Below are 19,502 nucleotides of genomic sequence, written 5' to 3'. Positions count from 1 at the left end.
ATCCATTAAGAGGATTTGAGTTTTTTTTCGATGGCTACCACAAAGGGCGGATCGTTTTGAATATTCATGTATTGATAAGAGATCACCTGTACTTCTTCGTGATGGAGTGTTTTGCAATAATCAAGAAGGATGTCCTTCTCTTTTTTTCCTTCAGGATGACCGTGGTAAATCACAAGAACGATCAGACCTCCAGGCTTAAGCCAATCCATGAGCTGTTTGATCGCTTCAATGGTCGTATGTGCCTGAGTCGTGACGGTTTTATCGCCTCCTGGTAAATATCCAAGATTGAACACTGCACCAGATATGTGGCCATAAGCATCCGCTGGCAGATGCTCAGCAAGTTGTTCATGTCCGTCATGGATCAGGTGAACGTTTGGGTAGTGCTCACCAAGTCTTTTGCTTGTTTGCTCAATGGCTTCCTTCTGTACATCGAATGCGAAAACTTGTCCATCTCTCCCGACAAGGTCAGCTAAATAGCGCGTATCATGGCCATTCCCCATCGTTGCATCAATGACAATATCGCCTTTTTGACAAGCACGTTCTAACAGTTCTTTACTAAAAGGGAGCATCCGTTTTAAAATCATTTTGCCGCTTCTTCCAATCTGACGAAGCGTTTGCCCTGGTAGCTGTTACGTCTTTCAAGCTCAGCATTAATGGCATTGAGCACTTCCCATTTATTCACACTCCACATTGGACCTACCATTAATTCAATGGGACCATCGCCTGTAATACGATGAATAATCATTTCTGGGGGCAGGATCTCCAGCTGATCACAGACAAGCTGGACATATTCCTCTTGGCTGAGAAACTCTAGTTTGCCTTTCTCATATTGCTTTACCATCGGTGTTCCTTTTAACAGGTGAAGTAGATGAATTTTAATTCCTTGCACATCTAAATCAGCGACAGCTTTTGCTGTCTCCATCATCATATCTCGGTTTTCAAGAGGAAGACCGTTGATGATATGTGAACAGACTCGAATGCCATGTTTTCGCAGTTTTTCTACACCTTCTACGTAGCATTCATAATCATGGGCACGGTTGATGAGCATCGCTGTCCGCTCATGTACAGTTTGTAGACCAAGTTCAACCCATAAATACGTCCGTTCGTTTAACTCAGCTAAATATTCCACCACGTCATCTGGTAGGCAATCAGGTCTTGTGGCAATCGATAAACCAACCACTCCATCCAGATTCATGACGGTTTCGTATTTTTCTTTTAAAACAGGAAGCGGCGCATGTGTGTTTGTGTAAGCTTGGAAATACGCCATGTATTTTCCGTCTTTCCATTTTGTATGCATCCGGTCCTTGATTTCATTAAATTGAGTGATGAGATCATCCGCCCGGTTTCCTGCAAAATCACCAGATCCTGCTGCGCTGCAAAATGTGCAGCCTCCATGTGCGACAGTACCATCACGGTTTGGACAATCAAAGCCGCCGTCTAATGCGACTTTAAATACTTTATGACCAAAGTGCTCACGCAAATGATAATTCCATGTGTGATAACGTTTTTCGCTGTTTGAATATAAAAAAGGGTTATGCTGATCCAAGTCAGTAACCTCCTTGCATAATAATAGGCATCCTTAAAGTTTAACAAAAATCACGAAAGAGGACAATTGAATCTGTCCAACATTTTCTTTAGTGAAAAAGCTTTACGTGGGCAAAATAGGCGAGAGCAATGATGAAATGGAGGGATGGCTAGATGGCAACTAGAAAATCAATCGATGAATTTGTCCAAAAAAGCACTGAGACTCTTGAGTTTGCAAGCGAACAGTTTGATTTGAGCTCTCGCCAAGAACATTATAACGTAGAAGAATTTTCAAAAGCGCAGCTCATGCTTGAAGATGCGGTGAATGAATTAGAAAAGTTAAAAGATGTCGCCAATGATCAGCAAAGAGAACGTTTAGACAGAACGCGTGTACAAATTCAAAGTCTGCAAAACCAAATGATTTTAGGTATTTCATACGAGAACGAATGATGAACAGATCCTTCTTTTAAGGGTCTGTTTTTATTTTTTGGCTGTTTTCGCAAAGATTGTTGTTTTTGGATATATATTTGTAATAGGTTTTTGTTCTGTTAAAGTATGTTATATATAGAAATTGCAAATATCTTCAAGGGGGTAGAAGAAATGTGGGAGACTCTTCCTGATTGGTTTTGGGCATTATATTACTTGTTTTTCTTAGCAACATTAGGAACCGCAATATTCAGTGTTGTGAAAAATAAACAAAGGGGATTGTCCATTCTAACCATTGTATTTACTGTTACAATTCCGATGATTAGCCTGATAAATAGCATTGGTAGAGTAGAAGGAATGAATGAATTTGAACACTTATTTAGTCAATTGCGACAAGGTGCAGTTTGGTCTATCTTTACAGTTATAGGCTATATATTTTTATTAGTATGGTGGGTGCTAATCCTGTTCAAAAGCAAGTCCAAAAACAAAGTAATAGTATCTAATTAAAACATTGTAGAGACCTCAATATTCGGGGTCTTTTATTATGCACTTTTTCAGGCGATGATGAAAGTTATTAACGTGTTGAACACCCTAAACCAGAAGCAAACCTGGCTTCCGAAAGCTTTTAAGTAGCTTCGTCATTTTATCTGGTTCGTCTGCCAATTTTTTTCTAAAGTCTCTTGACTTTTCAATTAAGTGTCTATATTGTATTAGGTGTACTACATCAACTAATACACTGCAGACACTTAAACGTGAAGAAAGGTGTTTAACCATGAAAAAAGAAAAAAAACCAATCAATTTAAAGTGGATGGTACTGGCTGTTGCGTTAGCATGTACATTTTTTTTCGTTCTCGTTTTCATTGGTTTTGAAGTTCAAAAAGATTTTATTCCAAATTCGGTCCCTTTAATGCAAGGACATGATCAAGCGATAGGACTGCAAAAGCATGAATGAGAAAAGAGGGAGCCATCATGATTCAAATAGATCCAAGAAGCGCTGCACCAATATATGAACAAATCATTGAGCAGTTAAAAATTTTGTGCTTAAAAGGCGTGATGAAACCAGGTGACAAACTGCCTTCTGTGAGAGAGCTTGCCACCATTATTATTGCGAATCCAAACACCGTCAGCAAAGCGTATAAAGAGCTTGAACGGGAAGGAATTATTGAAACATTAAGAGGCCGTGGAACGTATGTGACAGAAGGTGCACAGTTAAAGCTGAATGAAGGGAAGGTGTTAGAGATGAAGGAGCAATTAAGGCAACTCATTATTGAAGCTCATTATGCCGGTATTGATATTCATCAACTCAAAGAGTGGCTGGAGGAGATCAGCTCAAGTCTAAAAGGAGGAAAACAAGTTGATTGAGGTCAGAAATGTATCAAAGAAATTAAATGGACGTGAAGTACTCAGCAACGTTTCCTTCAAGATAGGCGAAGGAGAGATCTTTGGTCTGCTTGGCCGGAATGGCTCTGGTAAAACAACACTTCTTCGCTTGATTCAGCAAATCCTTCTTCCAGATGAAGGAGAGATTTATTTTAAAGATGTACTCGTAAAAGACCACCCGTTAGTGAAGCAAAATATTGTGTATATGCCAGTCGTAAATCCCTACTTTGACCGGTACAATTATGGACAGCTTGTGAAGTTGTTAAAACAACTGTATCCAAAGTTTGACGTGACATATGCCAATGAGCTTGTGAACCGGTATGAGATTCCGGAAAAAGTGAAATACCGTGAATTGTCGACAGGTTTAAAGAAACAGCTATCCCTCATTTTAAGTTTTGCCATCAAACCAGCAGTCATTTTGTTAGATGAGCCGACAGACGGGATTGATGCAGTCACAAGAAATGACGTTCTTCAGCTGATGATTGACGAGGTGGCAGAACGACAAACAACGATTTTAATTACATCTCACCGTTTAGAGGATATTGAGCGTATGTGTAACCGAATCGGGTTTTTGGAAGGAAATCAGCTCACAAGTGTTATGGATTTAGATGAATTAAAGAATGACTACGTTAAAATCCAGATGGCATTTGAAGAGGATATGAACTTAAGTATTAGAAAAAAAGGCGTTGCCATTTTAGATCAAGCGGGTGTGTTCTATACAGCACTTGTACTCAAAACAGATGAAGAAGCAAAAGAGTATTTGAAATCGCTTGAACCAAAAGTCTGGCATGAACTGCCTGTAAATTTAGAAGAAGTATTCATTGCGAAGTTTGGAGGGAAACGCAGATGGTAAAACGGCAATTGTTATATAAGGAATGGAAGCAGTCTGAGCTGACATTCATTTTAGTGATGCTTGTTGCGATCTTTGCGACGCCATTATCCCTCTTAATGGAGTACTCAACCTTTCAAGATTGTTTGAATAACCGAGACTGTCTAATGGATACAACAACATTCACTTATATTTTTAAGACGGACGCATTTCTCTCACTTTCATGGGTCATGGGAATATTTTTTGCTGTGATTCAGCTAGGATTTGAAAGAAATAAAGGGCAGATGGACTTTACCGTATCCTTGCCGTTTAGTAGAAGTTCCATCTTTCACACAAAGTTTTTCTTAGGTGCTGGAATTATTGCAAGTGTTCATGCTGTTTCATACCTTCTCATTTATTTATTAAAATTAGGTCTTGGGCCAATAGAGACACCTGGATTTAACAGTCTTTATGTTTCTGCACTGTTGTCAGCCTTGATGATCTATAGTTTGTTTTTTGCAGCAGGTGCTTTAACAGGGAGTGCTATTTCTCAAGCAATCGTTGGATTTAGTACAGCTATTTTACCTTACTTAGTGATTGGTTTACCAATCCTTCATTTAGATTTTATCTTTAAAACAAGCGGGATGTGGCTGGATAAAATCTTTAATTTTTTGATCACGCCCATTTCCCCCATTACTTATATTACAGCTAACAGTTTTTATCAGGAATATCCGCTTTGGTTCAATGGTGAAGAATACATCATTCCAATTGTCATGATGTTGCTATTTTACCTTATAGGCTTGTTTAGCTTTATTAAACATCCAATTGAACGAAATGGCCGATTCTTCCTTTATTCAATAATGGATCGCCCAATTCAAATTATGGTGATCGTGTTTGGCGTCTTAGGGTTTGGCTGGGTTGGTTTCTCTTCAGATTCATTAATTGGCTATTTTGTTGGGATGTGCATCGGTGGAGCTGTAGGCGCACTGACGAGTTATTTCTTAATCTATCGAAAAAGATAAACAGAGAGCAGGGGAGTAGAGATGATTCAAATTCAATCGTTAGATCATGTGTTTAAAATTGGGAAAAAGGGCAGGGAGAACGAGATTCCTGTGCTCAAAGACATTGACTTGTCTATTAAAAGAGGCGAAATTGCATGTATCGTCGGACGAAGCGGTTCGGGGAAATCAACTTTACTGAATTTAATATCGGGATATATTACGCCAACAAGCGGACAAATTATCGTTGATGGCACCAATGTGACCGGCTTTAATGAGAAGGAATGGGCAGACTTTCGGTTAGATCATTTTGGCTTTATCTTTCAAAGCTTTCAATTGATCGGGAGTTTAACAACATATGAGAACGTTGAACTTCCGCTCACTTTAAAAGGTGTGAAGCCGTCTGAGCGAAAAGTGAAAGTAAAGGAAATGCTGAAACGAGTTGGACTGGAACATCACGCAGGACATTATCCTAATGAACTGTCAGGTGGACAGCAGCAGCGTGTGAGTATTGCAAGAGCCTTGATCCTTAATCCGTCTATTATTTTAGCGGATGAGCCAACAGGCAGTCTGGATTCAGAAACTGAAGGAGAAATTCTAGCCTTTATCCAGCAGCTCAATCGTGAAAAAGGAATTACATTTGTCATCATTACACATGACGATGAAGTCGCTTCAATCGCAGACACAACGTTCCAGCTTCATGATGGTGTATTAAAGAAAGGGGATCAGTCCATTGAAATTTAGAGATCAGGTCAAATTCATCAGAAGAAATATGAAGAAAAATAGATTGCGTGTGTTTATGACCATACTTGCAACGACAATGGCATGCTCTTTCTTAATCGTTCTAGCGTCAGTTGGTTTTGGTCTGCAAAAATCGGCTCAAGATGAAATCATGAAACAACAAATTATCACAGAAATTAAAGTGTTAGGCAAAGAAAAAGGTGACGTCAAGGTTGACGATTTAAAGAAATATGATCATGCGAAATCTGTCGTTGCAAGAACGTCAATCATTCCATCGGTTCACGTCGAGCTCGATAATCGCTCAAGTGATACGCAGGCTGTACTGACAGATATGAAAGAAGAAAAAGAGGCAGGCCTTGAACTAGACCGTGGAAAAGTCCCAACATCGGCGAATGAAATTGTAGTTGGGTATCAAATGGCAGAACAACTTTGGACGGAAAAAGAACGAAAAGACTATGAAAAAGAAATGAATCAGACATCAAATGGTGAAGATACACCGGAAGAGCCAAAAGGCTATACGAAGGAAATTTTAAACAAAGTCATTCAAATCAAGGTGCCGAAACTGAATGAAGAAAATGAAGTGGTGAAAGAAAAGACGTTCGATTTCCGTGTCGTCGGTGTATTGAAGAAACCGAATTTGGAGTGGCAGCAGGATCATAAAATTCTTATTCCGAATGCTTATCAAAAAGAATTTAGTCAAGTGCTCGATCTGTCTCCTGATGCAGGAAATGTCGAAAAAATGACGTCTGTCTATGCTGATAAGTTCGACAATGTCGGTGCGCTCACAGATAAGCTGACAGATGACGGCTATCAAGTCATCTCTGTGACGAATCAGCTTGAAGGAATGGATATGTTCTTTACAGTCTTTAAAATTGGACTCATCTTTGTTGGATGTATTGCGGTGATTATTTCGGCGATCGGCATTTTCAATACGATGACAATGGCCGTAACAGAGCGGACACAAGAGATTGGGATCATGAAAGCCATCGGTGCGAATCCTTCCATTATTAAGCGAATGTTCCTCATGGAAAGTGCTTATATTGGGGTGATTGGATCGATCATCGGGATTATCATCTCGTACATCGTTAGTTTTGCAGTGAATTTAATCATTCCAGCAATTTTGTCTTCCATGTCTGAAGGGGGATCAAGTGATCAATTCTCGATCACCTTCTCCTATATTTCGCTAAGCCTTGTGGTCACAGCAACAGTGATTAGTGCAGGAGTCGCCATTATTTCTGGACTCAATCCAGCACGTAAGGCGACAAAAACGAATGTATTAACAGCATTAAGAAGAGAAATTTAAAGAAGAACCTCCTGTACCTATATTGGGCTGACAGGAGGTTTTTTTATCGTCAAAAGATGTCTATTGCTTTGGTGCCCGGTACCCTGCACGCTCAGCTTCTTCTACGGAGCAGAACATTTTGGTCACGTTTTTTGTCCGTGAGTAGTATCTGCTGCTCGGTGTGTGATATATGCCGTTGACACTTCCTTTAATATTACAGGCGGCAGATTCTTTTTTTGTTTCTTTTTGTGACTCATGACCGCCAGTATTCGACCCATCATCTTTAGGAGCAGATCGCTGGGCCGATGACGTGGTGTCTTTGTTTACTTTCTGGTGTTCTTTTTTGAGTGTTTCGTTTGTAGAGGTGAGCTTGTCTATTTTCTCTTCAAGCTCATGGATGGTTTTTTCTTGCTGTTTGACTGTCTTCTTTTCGGAGGTGATGGTTTCTAATTTCTTGGATAGCTTTTCTTTTTCTTTGGTCACGTCTTCTAAAGAGGCCGTCAGCGTTTCTTTGTCTTCCTTTAGACGAGAAATGTCAGATGCTAATTGTTTTTGCTCTTTCAGCAGCTGTTCAGAAGATGGATCTGCTTGTGCTTTCGGAGCACCTGTGCCGGCAAACGGTAATGACATAATAGAAAAAACAAGACCAATGGTCAAAAAAGGATAGAAGAGTTTTTTTGAAAAGATTTGTTGATTTTGGTGTTTAAGTAATAAATAATTGACGGCATATCCTATGGCGAAACAAATACATAAAAGACCTATGATGAGTAACATCATCATCTGGCAGCCCCCCTATATCGCTATTTACACCTATCATACCTCATTTTTCCATTTTGGGGAGCGGTTCAATTAAAAAAACCCTGTTTAAACAGGGTTTTCAGCTAATGGCAATCCTTTGATTGCTTCTTTTACCGTTAAATAAGTGATCGTATTCTGGAAGTCTGTATCTAAGTCTTTCATTTTCATCGCAAGCTGTGGTTTGATCCCAGTGATGATAAGTTCAGTTCCAGTTAAGTTCAGCAGGTGATGCAGTTTGAAAATTCGCGCTGCAACGGAATCATCGACATCGATTAAACCAGAAAGATCGACAATTAAATAATCATCCTTTGAATCTTCTAATATACAAGTTAACTTCGCGACGATGGCATCAAAGCGTTCTTCTGATAATTTTCCGATGAGTGGAAGAGCGGAAACACCATTTTTGATTGGGACAATTGGCGTCGACAGAGAGGTGACTTCATGTAAGAAATCTTCTAGGAGTTGTTCATATTCTTTCTGCTTTGTAATGTCCTTTTGAAAGCCAATAAAAAATGTTTTGTCATCTTGTTCAATGTATAGAGGATCTATATTGAGTTCATTCCAAAAAAAAGTACCGTCTTTTTTATAATTTTTGAGCTGTGTGGTAATAGGTGTTTTGTTTTGAATTCCGTGACGTATTAAGGCAAGTTGATCTTGATTTGTGTCTTTTCCTTGGAGGAATCGACAATTACGTCCAAGAATCTCATCTGGTTTATATCCAGTCATTTGTGTAAAGCCATGATTCACATAAACGATAGGGTTATCCTCTAAAGAAGGGTCTGTAATGACAACACCAATCCGCGCATGATCCAGCGCTTTTTTTATGAGTTCAAGCTGTTTTTGCAAGCCGAAGATGTTCGAGCTGACCATATTACCCTCCTTTGCTGCTACTATCAGACATTTAAGATGGTTTTTTTAAAACCAAATGAATTCTTTTTAAACGTAACATAACATATGTTCTGTTTCAATGATTGCAATCGCTTTGTTAAATTTGTCATCATAGTTTGTCCTCCATTAGAATAGAGTAAGTAAGGAGACTTTTCATTAGAAAAAGAAGGGATCATTTGAGGATAATTCATAAAATGACAAAAATAGTTAATATGGATTAGGTGAAAATGATTCCAATGCATCAAGATTGTTTTTGGGTCATTCACATATAATGGAAGAAACAAGCTTTTTTTCTTCGTTAGAGAGAATAGACCTTTTACATGGATTATGACGGAACAGCAGAATGGCATTACAGGGGGCTGGACAGCCTGAAGTCGCTTTACTATTCTAAGGGCTTTAGGAAGGTGATGAAAATGCTGCAACAAGTCATTATTGCTTGCGCCATTGGAGGGGTCATGGGCATTCTCGGTCACGTAAAGAAAAAAGGCAGGCTAGAGAAGCCCAGAATGACAAAGAAGTTTATTTATCTAGGGTTTATTGAAGATTGGCTCGTTGGGATGATTGCTGCTACACTGCTTGTCTTATCCTCAAATCCCGAATCTAGTCTGCACTTGATCATCTTATCCATTATTTCAGGTTACGGAGGAGAAGCAGTTCTGCGAAGCTTCGATTTTGTGAGAGAAGAACGTTCACAGGATGCAGGCTCCAACCGTCATAACCGATCTCCACACGAATAATATCCTCACTTTACCCTAGTCTAGGGTACATTCCCATTGTATACAAACCTGCTTGCACTTATGATCATAATTCTATAAAATACTACTTAGATGACGGTTACGATAAGAACAGTGAAGAGGAGTAGTAGGAAAGCAGTATTTGTCTTTAGAGAATTGACGGCTGGTGAAAGTCAATCAAATCTGCTTCTGAACTCGCCTCAGAGTTGCAGTTGCGTTAAAGCTTCTGTCGCATGTCTGCGTTAAAGATATTAAGTGAGCGTATGAACAGTTCATGACGCTAACAAGGGTGGTACCGCGGGAACCAAAAAATCTCTCGTCCCTTTCCAGGGATGAGGTTTTTTTGTTGATTTTAGAAAAATCTGAATTCTTGCAGTGGTCATCTGAGCAGATAAAGCCGTACATATTAAAGGAGGTTTTCACATTGAGTTTTCAGCATCGGGAAATTGAAAAAAAGTGGCAGGATTATTGGCTGACACATAAAACATTCGCCACATCTGACTCGGAAGATAAACCAAAGTTTTATGCGCTAGATATGTTTCCTTATCCATCAGGAGCAGGGCTTCATGTAGGGCATCCTGAAGGATACACAGCAACGGATATTTTATCACGTATGAAACGTATGCAGGGCTACGATGTTCTTCATCCAATGGGATGGGACGCATTTGGTCTTCCAGCGGAACAATATGCGCTGGATACAGGAAATGATCCAGCTGAATTTACAGAAGAGAACATTAATAATTTCCGCCGCCAAATTCAATCATTGGGCTTCTCGTATGATTGGGATCGAGAAATTAACACGACAGATCCGAATTATTATAAATGGACCCAGTGGATTTTCTTGAAATTGTATGAAAAAGGATTGGCGTATATTGATGAAGTACCTGTAAACTGGTGCCCAGCACTCGGTACAGTCCTTGCAAATGAAGAAGTCATTGATGGGAGAAGTGAGCGCGGAGGGCATCCTGTTGAAAGACGTCCAATGAAGCAATGGATGCTAAAAATTACAGCATATGCGGACAGGCTGTTAGAAGATTTAGAAGACATTGATTGGCCTGAAAGCATCAAAGACATGCAGCGCAACTGGATTGGACGTTCTGAAGGTGCACATGTTCACTTCGAAGTAGAAGGACATGACGAACAGTTTACGGTGTTTACAACACGTCCTGATACACTATTTGGTGCCACATATGCCGTTCTTGCACCAGAGCATGCACTAGTTGAAAAAATTACAACAGCTGCTCAAAAAGAAGCAGTTGAAGCATATATCAAAGAGATTCAATCTAAGAGTGACTTAGAGCGAACAGATCTTGCTAAAACGAAAACGGGCATTTTCACAGGTGCTTATGCCATCAATCCATTGAATGGGGAAAAGATGCCGATCTGGATTGCAGATTATGTGTTAGCCACATATGGCACTGGAGCGATCATGGCAGTTCCTGCTCATGATGAGCGTGATTATGAATTCGCCAAAACATTCGATCTTCCAATCAAAGAGGTTGTCGAAGGTGGAGACATTGACAAAGAAGCCTACACAGGTGATGGAAAGCACATCAACTCTGATTTCTTAAACGGCTTAGGGAAAGAAGAAGCAATTGAAAAAGCGATTGCATGGCTGGAAGAACATCAAAAAGGTGAAAAGAAAGTCACTTATCGTTTAAGAGACTGGCTGTTCAGCCGTCAGCGTTACTGGGGAGAGCCAATTCCAATTATTCATTGGGAGGACGGAACATCTTCAGCTGTTTCAGAGGAAGAGCTTCCACTGATTTTGCCTAAGACGACTGAGATTAAGCCAAGCGGAACAGGTGAATCACCTTTAGCGAATATTAAAGATTGGGTAGAGGTTGTCGATCCAGTGACAGGTAAAAAAGGACGCCGTGAAACCAATACGATGCCACAATGGGCAGGTAGCTGCTGGTACTTCTTACGTTATATTGATCCACATAACACAGAAGAACTTGCATCTCCTGAAAAGCTAAAGAAATGGCTTCCGGTTGATGTGTATATTGGTGGAGCAGAACATGCTGTGCTTCATCTGCTATATGCACGATTCTGGCATAAATTCTTGTATGATATTGGTGTTGTTCCAACAAAAGAACCGTTCATGAAATTGTTCAACCAAGGAATGATTCTTGGTGAAAATAATGAAAAAATGAGTAAATCAAAAGGGAATGTTGTCAACCCAGATGATATCGTAGAATCTCATGGTGCAGATACATTAAGACTGTACGAAATGTTCATGGGACCTTTAGATGCATCGATTGCTTGGTCTGAAACAGGTCTTGATGGTGCTCGTCGTTTCCTAGATCGTGTATGGCGTCTGTTTACAAATGAAGATGGCTCCATCAGTGATAAAGTGACAGAGCAATCTGGCGGCGCATTAGAGCGCAGCTACCATGAAACCGTCATGAAGGTAACGGATCATTATGAAGGCTTACGTTTCAATACTGGGATTTCACAATTAATGGTGTTCATCAACGATGCATACAAGGCTGACACACTGCCGAAAGAATATGCAGAAGGATTTGTGAAACTTCTTTCTCCGATTGCACCGCATGTAGCGGAAGAGCTTTGGAATAAACTTGGTCATGAAGGGTCTATTTCTTATGAAGCATGGCCGCAATATGATGAGTCAAAACTTGTCGATGATGAAGTGGAAATTGTCGTACAGCTAAATGGAAAAGTGAAAGCAAAATTAACGGTTCCTGCTGATGCAACAAAAGAGCAGCTAGAAGAGCTTGCGAAAAATGATGCACGGATAAAAGAACAGCTTGAAGGGAAAACAATCCGTAAAGTGATTGCGGTTCCTGGAAAACTTGTCAATATTGTCGCGAACTAATGAACGCACCCATCGGTATCAGCCGATGGGTGTTGTTTATTTCCCGGGACATAATTTTGTCGAAAACAAGGTAATTCCTCCATCAATCTCGTATTTAACAAGTTGATCAAGAAAATGAGGAGTGACGTCAATGGAAAAGGAAAGCAAACGTGAACAACTGCTCAGTTTATTAGGGGAAATGCCGGAGCGCCATCGTGTGGAGGCGTATACGTTAAAGATTGAGGAACGTGAATCGTACTTAGTAGAAACACTCATTCTCTCTATTCATGGGGTGGAGGAAGTTCCGGCTTATTTTGTGAAGCCGAAAGATACAGTGAAAAAAAGGCCTGTTGTCTTGTTCCAGCATTCTCATGGTGGGAATTACGTGGATGGGAAAGAAGAGTTATTGAAGGGGGCTCATTATTTGCAAGCGCCTTCATACGCAAAAGAATTCACTTCAAAGGGCTATAGTGTGTTGGCGATTGATCACGCGGGATTTGGTGAAAGAAGGGGGAGAACAGAAAGTGAAATTTTCAAAGAAATGCTGTTAACAGGAAAAGTGATGTGGGGCATGATGCTGTATGAGAGCATGTGTGCAATTGATTATTTGCTGACTCGCTCTGATGTGCTTCCAGAGCGTTTAGCTGTTTTTGGGATGTCAATGGGCGGCCTTCTTTCATGGTGGACGGCAGCACTTGATGAGAGGGTCAGTGTGTGTGTGGATCTTTGCGCACAGGTTGATCATCACACATTGATTGAAACAAATCATTTAGATAGACACGGTTTTTACTATTATGTACCGAGCTTAGCTAAGCACTTTACAGCAGCTGACATCCAAGAAATGATTTTCCCAAGACCGCATTTAAGCTTAGTTGGAAAGCATGATCAGCTTACACCTGCTGAAGGTGTTGGACGAATTCAACAGACATTAAGTCAAGCCTATCAAGCTGCTTCCTTAAAGGAACGTTATCAGCTTATAGGTCTACATGCAGGTCATTTTGAAACGGCTGCTATGCGCCACGAGGCTACACGTTTTTTGAAAAAGTGGCTGTAATCAATAGACGGCATGGACATACTACTCCGATAGAAGATGAAGGAGGAAACAGATGAAAAAAATCACCATGATTGGCGGATGTGGTGTCATCGGACGTTTATTAACTAAAGAGCTCTCTTCGGAGTATGACCTGACCATCATTGATCAAACAAGATGTGTAGAAGAAGTCATTTTTGCAAATGCGGCAATTGAAGAGGAGTTGTTTCAAGCCATTCCAAGAGATACAGATGTGATCATTCATCTTTTAAACATAGACATGACACATGATGTGATGAATGAAAAGGAGTTTGCAAAAATGAATGAGGTGTTTTGGATAAGCACGTATAATATGTTTCGTTCAGCGGCCAGGTTAAGCATTCCAAAAGTCATTTTTGCAAGCAGTAACCATGTGACAGATCGCTATGAAAAAGATGGTCACTCCTTACTAGGGAGAGAAATTACGACTGATGATGTACCAGCAACGAAAAATGTGTATGGCATTTTAAAATTTGCTTCCGAACAGCTTGGGCGTTTGTTTCACGATCAAACAGGTATGACTGTCATCAATTTGAGAATTGGAACCGTCGTGACAGATGAGATGGAAGGACTGCACACTAAAAAAAGAACGAAACGAACGCTTCTTTCACATGATGACCTTTTCGGCATGATCAAGGCTGCCATCGAAACGGACGTTCCATTCGGGACTTATTATGCCGTATCAGAAAACGAAGGGAAACCTTGGTCTACTCAGTCAACGAAGCAGGAGTTAGGCTACAGGCCAGATGTCAATACGGCAGAAATTCTGAAAGAAAACGATCAGGCATAGGGCATAATCATGACATTAGCTCATGATCTTTTTCTTTTCATTGATGAGGCTAAAAGCACGAATGGCATGATCATCTCTGTGGTCTGTCATGATGATTATAGACGCTTTCTTCCCCCGTTTGTTACATTTTAATCACGATATCGTCAAAGGCTGCAGCTTATGTTCAGACGAAATGATAACGCTTACAAAGAAAGGGCGTGATGAACATAGATCGTTCTATTAAAGGCCGATTGTTCAATGTATTTAATTACTCTTTTCTACTCATGTTCGCATTAATATGTGTGCTCCCGTTCATCCATGTCATTGCCGCCTCTTTTGCGACAGTAGAAGAGGTCATCTCAAAGAAGTTTATTTTGTTTCCAACGACGTTTTCTCTAGAGGCCTATCGCTATATCTTTTCTACAGATATTGTGTATCGCAGCCTGATTGTATCCATTCTTGTGACACTCGTTGGAACAGCGGTCAGCATGTTTTTATCCTCACTCATGGCGTATGGGCTGTCTCGTCAGGAGCTAAAGGGCCGAAGAACCCTCATGTTTCTCGTTGTCTTCACGATGCTGTTTAGCGGAGGGATGATTCCGACGTTTATCGTCGTGAAAACACTTGGGCTGCTTGATACTTACTGGTCACTCATTCTGCCAGTGGCCATCAATGCATTCAATTTGATCATTTTGAAAAACTTCTTTCAAAACATACCAGCAAGCCTTGAAGAATCAGCGAAGATGGACGGCTGTAACGATTTAGGGATCTTCTTTAAAATCGTACTGCCACTTTCTTTGCCAGCTATTGCGACGATTTCACTTTTTTATGCCGTGACGTATTGGAATACGTACATGACAGCCATTTTATATTTAAACGATTCGGTGAAATGGCCAATTCAGGTCCTGTTAAGACAAATCGTCATTGTATCAAGCGGTATGCAGGGAGATATGTCAGATATGGGCTCATCAACACCGCCGCCAGACCAAACCATTAAAATGGCGGTCATCGTCGTGGCGACCATTCCCGTTCTGCTTGTCTATCCATTTATTCAAAAGCATTTCAACAAAGGGGCATTACTAGGTTCTGTAAAGGGTTAAAAAGATGGAATAACGGAGGGATCTTATGGGGAGAAAGAAATTATGGCTGATTGCCTTTGTTTTGTTATTTGCCGCAAGTGGTATTCTGTCAGCTTGTTCAAGTAAAGGGGCAAGTTCATCAGATGAAAAGGTTGATTTAGACAAAAAGGTGAAGCTGACATGGATGGCGATTTTATATCATCAGCAGCCGCCGAAAGATTCAGTGCTAGAAGAGATTGAGAAGCTCACAAATACAGAGCTTGATATTACGTGGGTGCCTGATGCGGTGAAAGAAGACCGTTTAAATTCAGCACTTGCCGCAGGGAACCTCCCGCAAATTGTGACGATTCAAGACATTAAGAATTCATCTGCTATCAATGCGTTCAGATCAGGCATGTTCTGGGAAATCGGTCCATACTTAAAGGATTATCCAAATTTAAGTAAGATGAACGAACTGATTAATAAAAATGCCTCTATCGATGGGAAGCTTTATGGCATTTATAGAGAGAGACCACTTTCAAGACAAGGGATTGTCATTCGAAAGGATTGGCTTGAAAATTTAAATTTGGATACACCAAAAACGCTGGATGACCTTTATGAAGTAGCCAAGGCATTTACTGAAAAAGATCCGAACAAAAATGGTAAGGACGATACAATTGGTTTTACAGACCGTAACGATTTGATTTACGGTGCATTTAAAACGCTCGGTTCTTATGAAGGAATGCCAACAGATTGGAAAGAAGAAAACGGCAAATTTACGCCAGACTTTATGACAGATGAGTATATGAATACAATGAAATATATGAAAAAGTTGCGTGACAATGGCTATATAAACAAAGACTTCCCGGTCACAAGCAAAACGCAGCAGCAAGAATTGTTCTCACAAGGAAAAGCGGGTATCTATGTTGGAAATATGGTAGATGCAGTGAACTTAAGAGATGATGCAACAGATAAGAACATGGAAGTGGATATTATCAACCGAATCAAAGGCCCAGATGGCAAAGAACGTGTATGGGCATCAGGCGGCCATAATGGCATCTTCGCCTTCCCTAAAACAAGCGTCAAATCAGAAGCAGAGTTAAAGAGAATTTTGGCTTTCTTTGACCGCATTGCAGAAGAAGACGTATATGGTCTCATGACGTATGGGATTGATGGAAAGCATTATAACAAACAAGATGGAAATACATTTGTGAGGGAAGAAAGCCAAGTGAAAAGCTGGCAGACAGATGTACAGCCGCTTGTCAGCCTCGTAGGGATTGATAAACGTTACTTGAAAAATAAAGGCGATGCAGTTCGTACAAAATATGAAGAGCTAGAAGAAGACAATAAAAACATCATTGTCGCTAACCCTGCTGAAAGCCTGTATTCAGAAACGGCATCAGAGCGAGGAAATGAATTGAAGAAAATCATCGATGATGCGACCTATAAGTTCATTCTTGGTGATATCAACGAAGAACAATTTAAGAAAGATGTAGAGAAGTGGAAATCAAATGGTGGAAATAAAATCATAGAAGAATATGAAGCTTCCTTTAAAAAATCAAAATGATGAACATGAAGACCCCCGCTTAGTAAAAAGCGGGGGTGTTTTCATTAAAAGTCGAAGTTGTCTGGATCAGGACCAATTCGTTTATTTTCATTTAAGGCAGACAGGCGCTTCATATCCTCATCAGATAGGACAAAATCGAAAATATCGGCATTTTCTTTTAAACGATGGGCTTTCGTTGATTTAGGAATCGTAATGACGCCTTTTTGCACATCCCAGCGCAAAATAATTTGAGCAGATGTTTTGCTGTATGTGCCCGCAAGCTCCGTGATCAGCGGGTGGTGCAGCAGCTCTCCCTGCATAAGTGGTGACCAGGCTTCCATTTGGATACCATGTGTTTTCAAATACGTAAACAGCGTTTCCTGCGTGAGTTTTGGATGAAACTCGACTTGATTAATCGCTGGAATGATGTCCGCATCTTTCAATAATTCATCTAGATGATGCGGCTGGAAGTTACTCACACCGATGGCTCTAACTTTTCCTTCACGGTACAGCGTTTCAAGCGCGCGCCATGCTTCCTTGTATTTCCCTTCAACTGGCCAGTGAATTAAATACAGATCAAGGTAATCAAGCTGAAGTTTTTTCAGGCTGTCTTCGTATGCTTTTAGTGTCGCTTCATATCCTAAATCGGCATTCCACACTTTGGATGTCACAAAGATGTCCTCGCGGCGAAGGCCTGTTTCTGCTAGACCAAGTTGTATGCCTCGTCCAACACCTTCTTCATTGCCGTAAATAGAAGCTGTATCAATACTGCGATATCCTAATTGAATGGCTGTTTTAACAGCTTCAATTAATTCCGTTCCCTCTTCAACCTGAAAGACCCCAAGACCAAATCCTGGCATGCGGACGCCGTTGTTTAATGTTTTTGTACTTTGTAAATCGTTCATTTGAAAGACTCCTTTAAATGGTTTGTTTGTATTCTTTTTGTTCGATTTGATGACTCACCATCGTGAGTATGGCCGCCATGAGCACCATGATGCCGCCAACCCAGCCGGTATGCACAAGTCCAAGGGTATCTGTCACGATACCGCCTAAAAATGAACCAATGGCGATACCTGCATTAAAGGCAGCGATATTCAGAGCGGAAGCAACATCGACAGCTCCAGGTGTATACCTTTCTGCAAAATCAACGACGGCAACTTGAAGGCCAGGTACATTCATGAAAGCAAACAGTCCCATCAGCATCACAGTTCCAATCCCGAGTGTCATAAATCCAGCAGTAAAGCTAAGGATAAACAAGATGAGACTTTGAATGATAAACATATAAATCAGTGCCTTCATTGGCTGTTTATTCGCTGCTTTTCCGCCAATGACATTCCCAGCGGCGATGGTCATCCCATATAACAGCAGGATCAAGGCAACTGTTTCAGGCGCAAGACCTGTCACATGCTGCAAGAGAGGGGATAAATAGGTGAAGACGACAAAAGTTCCTCCATACCCTGTAGCAGTAATGACAAATAAAAGCAAAATTCTTTTCGTCTTTAATAAGGCTGCTTGATCCTTAAACGTTGTTTTCACGCCCTGTTTCAATTGAGACGGAACAAGGAAATAGTTAGAAATCAGTGCGATTAGGCCAATCATGACAATCACACCAAATGACGTCCGCCAGCCGAGCTCATGACCAAGAAACGTACCGAATGGCACACCGGTCACAGTAGCGACTGTTAAACCAGTGAACATAAAGGCAATAGCACTTGCCCGCTTTTCTTTCACCACAAGGCTTGCGGCAATGGTCGAACCAATCGACATAAATACGCCATGTGATAGGGCTGAAATCACTCGTCCGATTAAGAGCACAGAAAAAGTCGTGGCAATCGTGGCAAGTGTATTTCCAATGAGAAAGACGAGCATAATGAGCAAAAGCAATGTCTTTTTGTTCATAACGGAAGTCAATGAGGTTAGAATTGGTGCGCCAAAGGTAACACCAAGCGCATATAAAGAAACGGTCCAGCCGGCCTGACTGACACTCACGCCAAAGTCCTCTGAGATCATCGGCAGAAGACCTACAGAGATAAATTCAGTTGTACCTATAGCAAATGCACTAATCGCTAGTGCGAGAAGGGCAAAGTGATTTTGTTTGTTTTGCATAGTGATTCACATCCTTCTTTCATGACATTTTAATAGACGAAGCCGATCGGCAAGAGTTATTATCTAACATAGATGACAGAAAAAAAAGTACGTACTTTTTTGTAATATAGGTACTAAAAAGTGCCTGTACAGCATCAAAAGGAGTGAAGAGACGTTGGAAAAGAAGAAATATAATATCTCTGTGGAGGCAACGCTTGAAGTGATCGGCGGGAAATGGAAGTGTGTCATCTTATGTCATTTAACACATGGGAAAAAGCGGACGAGTGAACTGAAGCGCCTCATGCCAAATATCACGCAAAAAATGCTCACACAGCAGCTGAGAGAGCTTGAAAATGACGGTGTGATTAACCGCATTGTATATGAACAAGTGCCGCCTAAAGTGGAGTATGAATTAAGTGAATACGGACAGTCACTTGAGCGAATTTTGAATGCGTTATGTGATTGGGGGGCAGCCCATATTGAACGAGTGTATGGCGAGCCGCTTTCAGTGCTGGAAGACAGCATTCTAAATGAACAGTTTAAATAAAAAAGTCCCGCTTCTTGTGAGAGCGGGACTT

The 19,502-nt window shown here is 40.7% G+C and carries 21 protein-coding genes and 1 other annotated feature; of the genes, 15 read left to right on the top strand and 6 right to left on the bottom strand.

Annotation, left to right across the window (positions count from 1 at the left end):
* Positions 1-5: 5 nt before the first annotated feature.
* Positions 6-584 (bottom strand): tRNA 5-(aminomethyl)-2-thiouridylate-methyltransferase MnmM, encoded by a 579-nt coding sequence (mnmM, locus tag M2353_RS14155; protein ID WP_017367896.1) that lies wholly within the window; start codon positions 582-584, stop codon positions 6-8.
* Positions 581-1,546 (bottom strand): tRNA modification radical SAM protein MnmL/YtqA, encoded by a 966-nt coding sequence (mnmL, locus tag M2353_RS14150; protein ID WP_017358356.1) that lies wholly within the window; start codon positions 1,544-1,546, stop codon positions 581-583. The genes mnmM and mnmL overlap by 4 nt, the downstream gene beginning before the upstream one ends.
* Before the next feature lie 152 nt (positions 1,547-1,698).
* Between mnmL and M2353_RS14145 the strand changes: the two genes are divergently transcribed.
* The 8 genes from M2353_RS14145 to M2353_RS14110 all read left to right on the top strand — a co-directional run bounded on the left by M2353_RS14145 (position 1,699) and on the right by M2353_RS14110 (position 7,180).
* On the top strand, positions 1,699-1,974 hold the full coding sequence (locus M2353_RS14145; protein ID WP_017367895.1) for a YtzC family protein: 276 nt from the start codon (positions 1,699-1,701) through the stop codon (positions 1,972-1,974).
* Positions 1,975-2,124: 150 nt separating this feature from the next.
* Entirely contained in the window at positions 2,125-2,457 is a 333-nt protein-coding gene (locus tag M2353_RS14140; protein WP_250026726.1) for a hypothetical protein, read from the top strand.
* Positions 2,458-2,722: 265 nt separating this feature from the next.
* A complete protein-coding gene (locus tag M2353_RS14135; protein ID WP_008342991.1) occupies positions 2,723-2,902 on the top strand; it encodes a hypothetical protein in 180 nt (59 codons plus the stop codon).
* Positions 2,903-2,919: 17 nt separating this feature from the next.
* A complete protein-coding gene (locus M2353_RS14130) occupies positions 2,920-3,312 on the top strand; it encodes a GntR family transcriptional regulator (RefSeq protein WP_024719312.1) in 393 nt (130 codons plus the stop codon).
* Complete coding sequence (locus M2353_RS14125) at positions 3,305-4,183, top strand: ATP-binding cassette domain-containing protein (protein WP_007501894.1); 879 nt, start codon at positions 3,305-3,307, stop codon at positions 4,181-4,183. Before M2353_RS14130 ends, M2353_RS14125 begins: the two co-directional genes overlap by 8 nt.
* Positions 4,177-5,160, top strand: a complete 984-nt coding sequence (locus M2353_RS14120) for an ABC transporter ATP-binding protein (RefSeq protein ID WP_160757433.1) — start codon at positions 4,177-4,179, stop codon at positions 5,158-5,160. The genes M2353_RS14125 and M2353_RS14120 overlap by 7 nt, the downstream gene beginning before the upstream one ends.
* Positions 5,161-5,181: 21 nt before the next feature.
* Positions 5,182-5,880, top strand: a complete 699-nt coding sequence (locus M2353_RS14115; protein ID WP_017367892.1) for an ABC transporter ATP-binding protein — start codon at positions 5,182-5,184, stop codon at positions 5,878-5,880.
* Positions 5,870-7,180: an ABC transporter permease gene (locus M2353_RS14110; RefSeq protein WP_284725610.1), complete on the top strand. Its 1,311-nt coding sequence runs from the start codon at positions 5,870-5,872 to the stop codon at positions 7,178-7,180. The genes M2353_RS14115 and M2353_RS14110 overlap by 11 nt, the downstream gene beginning before the upstream one ends.
* A gap of 60 nt (positions 7,181-7,240) precedes the next feature.
* Here M2353_RS14110 and M2353_RS14105 read toward each other — a convergent pair whose 3' ends face one another.
* Positions 7,241-7,939, bottom strand: a complete 699-nt coding sequence (locus M2353_RS14105; RefSeq protein WP_008343000.1) for a sunset domain-containing protein — start codon at positions 7,937-7,939, stop codon at positions 7,241-7,243.
* Positions 7,940-8,023: 84 nt separating this feature from the next.
* Positions 8,024-8,827, bottom strand: coding sequence for a YtvA family blue-light photoreceptor (gene ytvA / locus M2353_RS14100; RefSeq protein WP_284725609.1), 804 nt, complete (start codon positions 8,825-8,827; stop codon positions 8,024-8,026).
* A gap of 425 nt (positions 8,828-9,252) precedes the next feature.
* On the opposite strand from ytvA, the gene M2353_RS14095 reads away from it, so the two are divergent.
* From M2353_RS14095 to M2353_RS14070, 6 genes are all read left to right on the top strand, one after another.
* The gene (locus M2353_RS14095) at positions 9,253-9,582 is read left to right on the top strand and encodes a DUF4257 domain-containing protein (protein ID WP_008343006.1); all 330 of its coding nucleotides are present in this window, start codon (positions 9,253-9,255) and stop codon (positions 9,580-9,582) included.
* Positions 9,583-9,684: 102 nt separating this feature from the next.
* Positions 9,685-9,906: a binding site (T-box leader), on the top strand.
* 97 nt (positions 9,907-10,003) lie between these two features.
* Entirely contained in the window at positions 10,004-12,418 is a 2,415-nt protein-coding gene (gene leuS / locus M2353_RS14090; protein WP_284725608.1) for a leucine--tRNA ligase, read from the top strand.
* Positions 12,419-12,548: 130 nt separating this feature from the next.
* On the top strand, positions 12,549-13,451 hold the full coding sequence (locus M2353_RS14085) for a dienelactone hydrolase family protein (protein ID WP_284725607.1): 903 nt from the start codon (positions 12,549-12,551) through the stop codon (positions 13,449-13,451).
* Positions 13,452-13,503: 52 nt separating this feature from the next.
* Positions 13,504-14,256 (top strand): NAD-dependent epimerase/dehydratase family protein, encoded by a 753-nt coding sequence (locus tag M2353_RS14080; RefSeq protein WP_284725606.1) that lies wholly within the window; start codon positions 13,504-13,506, stop codon positions 14,254-14,256.
* A gap of 218 nt (positions 14,257-14,474) precedes the next feature.
* On the top strand, positions 14,475-15,335 hold the full coding sequence (locus M2353_RS14075) for a carbohydrate ABC transporter permease (protein ID WP_098680761.1): 861 nt from the start codon (positions 14,475-14,477) through the stop codon (positions 15,333-15,335).
* 25 nt (positions 15,336-15,360) lie between these two features.
* Positions 15,361-16,860 carry an extracellular solute-binding protein gene (locus tag M2353_RS14070; RefSeq protein ID WP_008343015.1) on the top strand — a complete coding sequence of 500 codons (1,500 nt, stop codon included), beginning with the start codon at positions 15,361-15,363 and terminating at the stop codon, positions 16,858-16,860.
* Between the two features lie 44 nt (positions 16,861-16,904).
* Here M2353_RS14070 and M2353_RS14065 read toward each other — a convergent pair whose 3' ends face one another.
* Positions 16,905-17,744, bottom strand: a complete 840-nt coding sequence (locus M2353_RS14065; RefSeq protein ID WP_045034179.1) for an aldo/keto reductase — start codon at positions 17,742-17,744, stop codon at positions 16,905-16,907.
* A 13-nt stretch (positions 17,745-17,757) separates the two neighbouring features.
* Positions 17,758-18,945: an MFS transporter gene (locus tag M2353_RS14060; protein ID WP_284725605.1), complete on the bottom strand. Its 1,188-nt coding sequence runs from the start codon at positions 18,943-18,945 to the stop codon at positions 17,758-17,760.
* A gap of 154 nt (positions 18,946-19,099) precedes the next feature.
* Here M2353_RS14060 and M2353_RS14055 point away from each other — a divergent pair, with 154 nt between their 5' ends.
* On the top strand, positions 19,100-19,471 hold the full coding sequence (locus M2353_RS14055; protein WP_008343017.1) for a winged helix-turn-helix transcriptional regulator: 372 nt from the start codon (positions 19,100-19,102) through the stop codon (positions 19,469-19,471).
* The last annotated feature ends 31 nt before the right edge of the window (positions 19,472-19,502 follow it).

This window comes from Bacillus aerius, from assembly GCF_029894105.1.
In the GTDB taxonomy this organism is placed as follows: domain Bacteria; phylum Bacillota; class Bacilli; order Bacillales; family Bacillaceae; genus Bacillus; species Bacillus altitudinis.
Note: the sequence above shows the minus strand (reverse complement) of the source record. Positions and strands in the feature narration are given on the sequence as shown.